The 8,522-nt window shown below is 33.5% G+C and carries 7 protein-coding genes and 1 riboswitch; all 7 genes read left to right on the top strand.

Going from position 1 to position 8,522, the window contains the following annotated elements; all coding sequences use genetic code 11:
* Window positions 1–235 precede the first annotated feature (235 nt).
* Window positions 236–1,042: a type II pantothenate kinase gene (coaW, locus tag OEV82_RS05970; protein ID WP_173662610.1), complete on the top strand. Its 807-nt coding sequence runs from the start codon at window positions 236–238 to the stop codon at window positions 1,040–1,042.
* 104 nt (window positions 1,043–1,146) lie between these two features.
* Window positions 1,147–2,241, top strand: a complete 1,095-nt coding sequence (locus OEV82_RS05965; RefSeq protein ID WP_407672746.1) for a PRK06851 family protein — start codon at window positions 1,147–1,149, stop codon at window positions 2,239–2,241.
* A gap of 199 nt (window positions 2,242–2,440) precedes the next feature.
* Entirely contained in the window at window positions 2,441–2,989 is a 549-nt protein-coding gene (gene lepB, locus OEV82_RS05960; RefSeq protein ID WP_263061323.1) for a signal peptidase I, read from the top strand.
* 121 nt (window positions 2,990–3,110) lie between these two features.
* Window positions 3,111–3,599 carry an acyl-CoA thioesterase gene (locus OEV82_RS05955; RefSeq protein ID WP_173662477.1) on the top strand — a complete coding sequence of 163 codons (489 nt, stop codon included), beginning with the start codon at window positions 3,111–3,113 and terminating at the stop codon, window positions 3,597–3,599.
* A 13-nt stretch (window positions 3,600–3,612) separates the two neighbouring features.
* Complete coding sequence (locus tag OEV82_RS05950) at window positions 3,613–4,185, top strand: DNA-3-methyladenine glycosylase I (protein WP_173662470.1); 573 nt, start codon at window positions 3,613–3,615, stop codon at window positions 4,183–4,185.
* A 61-nt stretch (window positions 4,186–4,246) separates the two neighbouring features.
* Window positions 4,247–4,382, top strand: a riboswitch (cyclic di-AMP (ydaO/yuaA leader).
* 109 nt (window positions 4,383–4,491) lie between these two features.
* A complete protein-coding gene (locus OEV82_RS05945) occupies window positions 4,492–5,775 on the top strand; it encodes a dicarboxylate/amino acid:cation symporter (protein WP_263061321.1) in 1,284 nt (427 codons plus the stop codon).
* Between the two features lie 257 nt (window positions 5,776–6,032).
* Window positions 6,033–8,018, top strand: a complete 1,986-nt coding sequence (locus OEV82_RS05940; RefSeq protein WP_173662472.1) for an acetoacetate--CoA ligase — start codon at window positions 6,033–6,035, stop codon at window positions 8,016–8,018.
* The last annotated feature ends 504 nt before the right edge of the window (window positions 8,019–8,522 follow it).

Raw genomic sequence — 8,522 nt, 5'->3', positions numbered from 1 at the left:
TTCCCACTAGGAGACTGAATATTCAGTCTTCTAGTGGGAAACAGATAAATGAATTTATTATCAAATAAAGCATAATCTGAGGATACTCTATAGAACCTTACACAAAATTCTTGACGTTACCAAAACAAATCACTATCATAAGAAAATTTTTGTGAAAAGGATGAATAAAACGAATTTTTATAATAATTTTAGTGAACTACGATAAAAGAAAATAATAATGAAAGGGGTTGCTATCGTGGAAAATAAAATCGGTGTTGATGCTGGTGGGTCATTAATCAAAATGGTTTATTATGAATCTGGGCATTACCATTTTAAAAAGTATAATATAAACGAAATGCACCGTTTAGTAAATTGGTTGAATATCGTTAACAAACATGGGACAACCTTTTTAACAGGTGGTAAGGCAAAACAATTAAGTGAAAAATTATCTCACAAACGATATCTTGTTGATGAATTTCATGCTATGGCCGTTGGATCAAAATGTCTATTAGAAGAATTAGGTGAACGGATTGAGGATTATATTTTAATTAGTATTGGTACTGGAACATCTATTTACTATGTTTCATCAGATTCATTTGAAAGGTTAACAGGAACTGGTTTAGGCGGTGGAACATTTATCGGTTTAGGTACCATTTTAGCACATACAAGTAGTTACCACTTTTTAATTGATTGCGCAAAAAAAGGAGAGCGTTCAAAAGTCGATTTACTTGTAAAAGATATTTATGAATATACACAGATCTCAATAAACGGTGACTTAACAGCTGCGAATTTCGGTAAAATTGATCATTCCAACATTCCTCAAATAGAAGATCAAGTAGCTGCTCTTTTACAAATGATCGCCGAAAATATTATGTTGCTCGCGATTCATATGGCAAATATTAAAAATGTAAAACACCTTGTTTTTGTCGGTGGTATGTTAGAAGGAAATGAAACATTTCAACAAATATTGGCAAGTTTTGCAAAAAGCGTGGACCTAAAACCAATCTTTTTGGAAAAAGGAATTTTTACAGGTGCATTAGGTGCATTAAAAATAAATGATTAAAGATAATGGTAGGTATTCACCTATTTTTTCATTTCTCCATATAATTTAGGAGGAAAGAATTGTTAATAAGGGGATGAAGATTAATTCATCCTTTAAGGAGTGGTATTTTGAATAAGGAATTACATTACTTTGCCGGTGGTAATACAGCAAAAGGTTTTGTTCATTTTTTCGATTCGAATTTTCAAGATTTACAACGATTATTTATTTTAAAAGGAGGACCAGGTACAGGGAAATCATCGATGATTAAATCAATTGGGCAAGAATGGCTCGATTCAGGCTATTTTGTAGAATGGATTCACTGTTCTTCCGATCCAGACTCACTGGATGCTATGATCTTACCAGAATTAAAAGTAGGGATCGTCGACGGAACAAATCCCCATGTAATCGAGCCGAAATACCCGGGTGTTGTAGATGATTATGTGAATTTAGGTACAGCTTGGGATCGAAGTCGATTGCTCACTCAAAAAGATGAAATTATCGCTTTGTCAAATCAAATTAAGGAAGGTTTTCAAAAAGCATATCATTCCTTAGCTCAAGGATTAGCTTTACATGATGACCTTGAAAAAATATACATTAATGAAATGAATTTTGAAAAAGCTAATAAATTAGCGGAGAGATGGGTTAAGCAGTTAATACCTGAGAAATCACACAGTAAAAGCGGGGAAAAAAGAGTATTTAAGCGATTCTTAGGTGCCACAACACCAATAGGTCCAATTGACTATGTAGACAGTCTTACAGAAGGATTACATCGGTATTTTATTAAGGGGAGAGCGGGGACTGGAAAATCAACGTTATTAAAAAAGATTGCAAATGCTGCTAAGGATAAAGGATATGATGTTGAAATCTACCATTGTGGATTTGATCCCAATAGTTTGGATATGGTCATTGTTCGAGAATTAAATTTTGCCATATTCGATAGTACAGCTCCTCATGAATACTTTCCCTCTAAAAATACCGATGTAATCATCGATCTATATGAGTTGTTAATTACGCCAGGTACTGATGAAAAATATGCCGAAGAAATTAAACGAGCAACAATAAGTTATAAATCGAAAATGTCAGAAGGGATCAACCATTTAGCTAAAACGAAAGAACTTCGTGACCAGTTAGAACATATTTATACTCAAGCAATGGATTTTACATCAGTAGATAAAATTCGGGATAAAATTAATGAGGAAATTAAATCACTGGCGAAATAAACAGGATCTGTAAGAACATAATTTTTTCCAAACAAAGGGGCTACTTGGTGAGCCTCTTTTATTTGTTGTCATGAAAAATTATCTTATAATATAAAAAAAGTGTAACTTTCTATTTGTTTTAAATTTATACGTACTTTAACATAAGTTTAATAAAGAGACATTAAAATTAAGATAACAGTTTGATTTTGGAGGTATTTATTTGAAAAAGAAAAAGTCACTTTCTAAAGAAATATTATCATGGTTAAAAGCATTCGTTATTGCCATTATCATTGTCATATTATGTAGAAATTATTTATTTACATCCACTACTGTTTATGGAGAATCGATGGAGCCTACTTTTTCAGAACATGATCGAATTATTATCGGAAAACAGACGAAAATCAGTCGATTTGATATTGTTGTTTTTCAGTCACCTAATTCAGAAGAATATTTTATTAAACGTGTGATTGGCCTTCCTGGTGATCATATTGAAATGAAAGACGACGTTTTATATATTAATGGAAAAAAATATCACGAACCTTATTTAAAGAAGGAAAATGAGTTATCAATAAGAAATATGATCGGTGATTTCACATTACAAGAGCTTACTGGTGAACCCGTTGTACCAGAAGAGACACTCTTTGTTTTAGGTGATAATCGTTTAAATAGTTACGACAGTCGTTTTTTTGGGTTTATTCCAAACGATTCAGTAATAGGAGAAGTGAAATTTCGCTATTTTCCATTAGATAAGATTGGGATTCCTGATTGATTATTGTTTTCAAATAGGGCAGATTAGCCCTATTGTTTTTATATAGTAGTTGTAGTATTTCTGACTTGGAATTGTTATAATCTTTTAGAGGTGAATTGGATTGAAACAGCAAGAAATTAAGATGAAAGATACAAAAGTAATAAAAACGGCACTTGTTTTACCGCCAGATACTAATTCTCACCGGACTTTATTTGGCGGTAAATTACTATCTTATATAGATGATACAGCTTCAATTGCAGCTTTAAAATTATGTCGAAAACCTGTCGTTACAGCTTCAATAGATTCTGTAGATTTTATTCAACCGATTCGTGAAGGTGATGCTGTAACTCTAGAAGCAATGGTAACATGGACAGGACACACATCGATGGAAGTACTTGTAAAAATTACAACTGAGGATTTAATGACGGGAAAAAAAGTTTTAGCAGCATTATCTTTCCTTACATTTGTTGCATTAGATGAAGATGGTAAACCAACACCTGTTCCGAAAGTAGTTCCTGAAACGGAAACGGAAAAATGGCTAAATTCAGCAGGTGAACAACGAGCAAAATATCGAAAGATGCGGAGAACCCAAAGTAAAGAACTCATTGAGTTTTTTAATGAAAATGATTAGAGGAGTAAACAAGATGAATAGATGTAACTGGGTAACTAACGATCCCGTTTATATCCATTATCATGACCATGAATGGGGGATACCCGTTTATGAAGATCAAAAACTATTCGAAATGTTATCACTAGAAGGTGCACAGGCTGGATTAAACTGGATCACCATTTTAAAACGACGAGAGAATTATAAAAAGGCTTTTGATCAATTTAATATTGACATTGTAGCCAATTATTCAGAAGAAAAAATACAAAGCTTACTTCAAAATCCTGAGATTATTCGAAATGAGAAAAAAATCCGTTCAGTTGTTAAGAATGCAAGACTTGTGATAGAGATACAAAAAGATTTCGGAAGTTTTTCAAATTTCCTTTGGAATTATGTTAACAATCAACCTATCATCAATCATTGGTCCAAAGACGAAGAGGTTCCTGCGAATACAGCATTGAGTAAAAAAATTAGTAATGATTTACGAAAAAAAGGATTTTCTTTTGTCGGTCCAACTATCATATATTCATTTATGCAAGCAATTGGGATGGTTAACGATCACTTAATTACTTGTTTTTGTCATCCTGCTTATATCCACAATAGTAAATAAAAAACTTTCTTGACGAAAAATGATTTGTGTGTTCTAATTATATTAGAATAGTTTACTCTAAAATTATATAACGCTTAATCATTCTTGAGCGGGGGAACCAATCTGTACTAAATGTACATGGGGTGAATCCAGTCATGGTAGGGTGTTCCTTTCATCCGAATCCGTCAGCTAACCCCGTAAGCGATTTGAGGGAAATGAAAAAATCACAGATTTTCATTACTGTGATTTTTTTGTTGAGAACAAAATACGAAAATGAGAAGGTGGTTATCATTGAAGAACACAATTTAATAGAGTAGGAGGGATTGTATGAAAAGAAAATTAGGTCTATCTTCAAAAATTATCATCGGTTTAATATTAGGTGCGCTTATCGGTTTATTTATCAATAACTACTTCGCAGATCAATTTCCATTTATTGATAATTACCTCTTCAATCCACTAGGAACCATTTTCATAAATCTCATTCTTATGTTAGTTGTACCACTCGTATTTTTCTCAATCGCTTTAGGAGTTGCAAGTATCGGGGACCCGAAAAAAATGGGACGAATTGGCGGAAAAAGTCTTACGTATTTTTTATTTACAGCAGCCATCGCTTTAATTATTGCCGTCTCATTAACACTATTATTGAAACCTGGTAAAGTTGGCGTATTTAATACAGATAATCTAGAATTTAACGCGTCAACCAAAACTGTTGATCTCGGTGAAAATTTTTTAAATATTATCCCTACTAACCCTATTCAGTCTATGGCAGAAGGTAATATGTTACAAATTATTGTTTTTGCCATTTTTATTGGAATAGGTATGGCTATGCTCGGTAAAAAAGTAGAAGGTGTTTACAATTTTTTTGAACAAGCCAATGAAATTATGATGTATTTAATTAGACTAGTTATGAAATTTGCTCCATACGGCACTTTCGGTTTAATTGCTTCTGCTGTTGGTGAAGCAGGATTTAATGCGATGAAAGCCATGGGATTATACATGATTGTGGTAGTCATAGCCCTTGCAGTGCAATTTTTTGGTGTGTATGGTGGTACACTAAAATTATTGGCAAAAATGAGTCCATGGAAATTTTATAAAGCATATTTACCTGCAATGAGTGTGGCTTTTAGTACTTCAAGTAGTACCGCAACTTTACCAGTTGCAATGGATATTGCGCAAAATAAGTTAGGTGTTCCTAAAAATATAAGTAACTTTGTCCAACCTTTAGGTGCCGCAATCAATATGGACGGTACTGCCATTTTACAAGGCTGTGCTACTGTATTTATTGCACAAGTAATGGGTGTTGATTTAACTTTCATTGAACTTATTACAGTCATCGTTATGGCACTATTAGCAAGTCTTGGTACAGCGAGTGTACCGGGTTTCGGATTGATTATGTTAGCCATGGTCCTAACTTCTGTTAATTTGCCTGTTGAAGGTATTGCGTTAATTCTTGGTGTTGACCGAATTTTGGACATGACACGTACAATTGTAAACTCTTCAGCTGATGCTGTTTGTGCAATTATCATAACAGAATCAGAAAAAAGAAGAGAAGCGAGACTGCAAAGAAAAGGAATCGTTGCTTCTACTGAACAAGATCGTGAAGCAATTTAAATATAAATAAAAAATAAGTCTAAAATGTCTTCGAAACAGTTTTTCTTGGACAAAAAGGAGAGAAAAAGCCTGACTTTTAATGGATTTATAAATCCCCAAAGTCAGGCTTTATTTTATTTTTGTTTGTTTTGAATATTTAAATTATTGTGATACAATTACTCTATAAAACTTAATTTCTTTTATGTTCTATAAATGTTATATGAAAAAGTTATGATTACAATCAAGCTGAAATATATAACAAAGGGGTTGGTTAAAGTATGACTGTCAAAGAAGGGGAATTACTTTGGAGTCCAAAGGAGGAGATAATTCGAGAAGCAGCGATCTCAAACTATATGCAATGGTTGAAAAAAACTGGGCGGTTTGAAGCCGGTTCATATGAGTCATTATGGAACTGGTCCGTTACCGAAGTCGAAAAGTTCTGGGAATCCATTTGGGATTATTTTCAAGTGAGATCTTATACTCCATACAAAAAAGTTTTGAAAAGCAATAAAATGCCCGGTGCAGAATGGTTTCCTGGGGCAACATTGAATTATGCAGAACATATTTTACGTAATGCAGTAAAAGGGAAAACAGCGTTATTTTACAAATCTGAAAATCGCCCATTATCTGAAATGACATGGGATGAATTAATTGAAAAGACTTCTTCCGTTGCTACATATTTAAAAAGTATTGGTGTAAAACCAGGAGATCGTGTCGTTTCATATATGCCAAATATTCCAGAGACGATCATCGCTTTTCTTGCTACAGCAAGTATCGGAGCTATATGGTCCAGTTGTTCCCCTGAATTTGGAATCGGATCTACTCTAAGCCGCTTTAAACAAATAGAACCAAAAGTCTTTTTTACAGTAGATGGATATATGTATAACGGTAAACCGCATGATAGAATGGAGACCGTTGAAAAATTACTCGCTGAACTTCCAACAGTAGAACAAGTTGTGATGGTTCCGTATTTAAAAAGTGAACCTCGTATAAATCAAATAAAAAATAAAATTTTATGGGAAGAAGTGTTAACATATAAGGGCAAACTTACGTTTGAACAAGTTTCCTTTGATCATCCGTTATGGATTTTATATTCCTCAGGAACAACAGGTCTTCCAAAAGCTATTGTGCAAGGCCATGGAGGTATTTTACTTACCCATTTGTCTGTTAATTTACAGTCGGATATTACTGAAAATGATCGCTTTTTCTGGTATACGACGACAGGTTGGATGATGTGGAATATTGTGGTGGCTTCATTACTTACAGGTGCAACAGCAATATTATATGACGGTAGTCCAGCATATCCAGATATAGGAGTTCTTTGGCGATTAGCTGAAGAAACGAAAATGACATCCTTTGGAACAAGTCCGCCATATATTCTAAATTGTATGAAAGCAGGGTTAGAACCGAAAAATGAATATGACTTGTCACATCTAAAAGTATTTGCCTATACTGGATCACCTTTATCACCAGAAGGTTTTAAATGGATATATGAAAATGTAAAAAAAGATATAAGAATCGCGCCGATTAGTGGGGGAACAGATATTTGTTCAGGGATTGTCGGGTCCACACCGATTTTACCAGTATATGCCGGAGAAATACCATGTAAATGTTTAGGAGTATCTGTTTATTCCTTTAATGATGAAGGTAAACCAGTCATTAACGAAATAGGTGAAATGGTTATCACGAAACCGTTCCCATCGATGCCGCTATATTTTTGGAATGATAAAGAAAATAAAAGGTATATAGAAAGTTATTTTGATTATTATCCTGGTATTTGGCGACACGGCGATTTATTAAAATTGACTGATCGTGGTAGCGCTGTCATTTATGGAAGATCAGATGCCACGATAAATCGTCAAGGGGTTCGAAGTGGTTCAAGTGAAATTTATAATGCAGTTGAAGCAGTACCAGAAGTAATTGATAGTTTAATTGTTGACTTGAGTGGTTTTGCTCGGAAAGATTATATGCCGCTTTTTGTTGTATTACGCGAAGGTTTAACTATTACGGAAGAAATCAAACATAAGATTAATCAAAAAATTAGAGAAGAAGTGTCACCGCGACATATACCTGATGAAATTTTTCAAATTAAGGAAGTACCAAGGACATTAACAGGTAAAAAGATGGAAATACCGGTGCGAAAAATTTTACTCGGATCTCCGGTAAGTGATGCAGCTAGTACTGATGCAATGAGCAACCCGAAAACGATTCATTATTTCGAAGAACTCGCACATACAGATACCTTTAAATCAATTAGGAAATAAAGTGATAAAGTTATTTTTACATCCTTTTGAAAGAGATAGTATTCAGCAGGCGAGGAAGTAAACTTGCTTCTTCGTCTATTTATCTAAAAAATGTATTGAAAAAACAACCGTCATATAAAGTATTTCTGATATATATTTTGATAGGCTTTAATATAATTAATGATATAGTTACAAATGAAGAGGAAGGGAGGAAAAGTAGACGGTTGATAAATATTTTAAATACTACTCTACGTGGATGTCTAACGATTCGTTTTTTCTGAAAACAGTAATATGAATATTTGTTCCATTCTGCTAATATTTATTGATCAAAATTGTAGTTTATTTTGTTATGGTAAGTCTTTTAAATTAATACTGCGAGCAGAAAAATTAGTCGATATTTAGAAAAGGATTGGAAAACTAGCAAGTAAGAAAAGTTATACGATTTATGCAAAAATACTCCTCAGTATACCTTAGCTTCTATGCCATCCGATGAATCCGCACATATTTTGTACTTAATTACCCCAA

Origin of the sequence: Pallidibacillus thermolactis (genome assembly GCF_025660415.1) — a bacterium.
Lineage (GTDB): Bacteria > Bacillota > Bacilli > Bacillales > Caldibacillaceae > Pallidibacillus > Pallidibacillus thermolactis.
The sequence above is the reverse complement of the archived record's forward strand: the minus strand, read 5'-3'. Positions and strand labels throughout refer to the sequence as shown.

What these genes read in the sequence shown, in the direction of transcription:
- OEV82_RS05945 (WP_263061321.1), top strand. Translation starts at nt 4,492, where the DNA reads ATGAAAAGAAAATTAGGTCTATCTTCAAAAATTATCATCGGTTTAATA.
- OEV82_RS05940 (WP_173662472.1), top strand. Translation starts at nt 6,033, where the DNA reads ATGACTGTCAAAGAAGGGGAATTACTTTGGAGTCCAAAGGAGGAGATA.
- OEV82_RS05955 (WP_173662477.1), top strand. Translation starts at nt 3,111, where the DNA reads ATGAAAGATACAAAAGTAATAAAAACGGCACTTGTTTTACCGCCAGAT.
- OEV82_RS05950 (WP_173662470.1), top strand. Translation starts at nt 3,613, where the DNA reads ATGAATAGATGTAACTGGGTAACTAACGATCCCGTTTATATCCATTAT.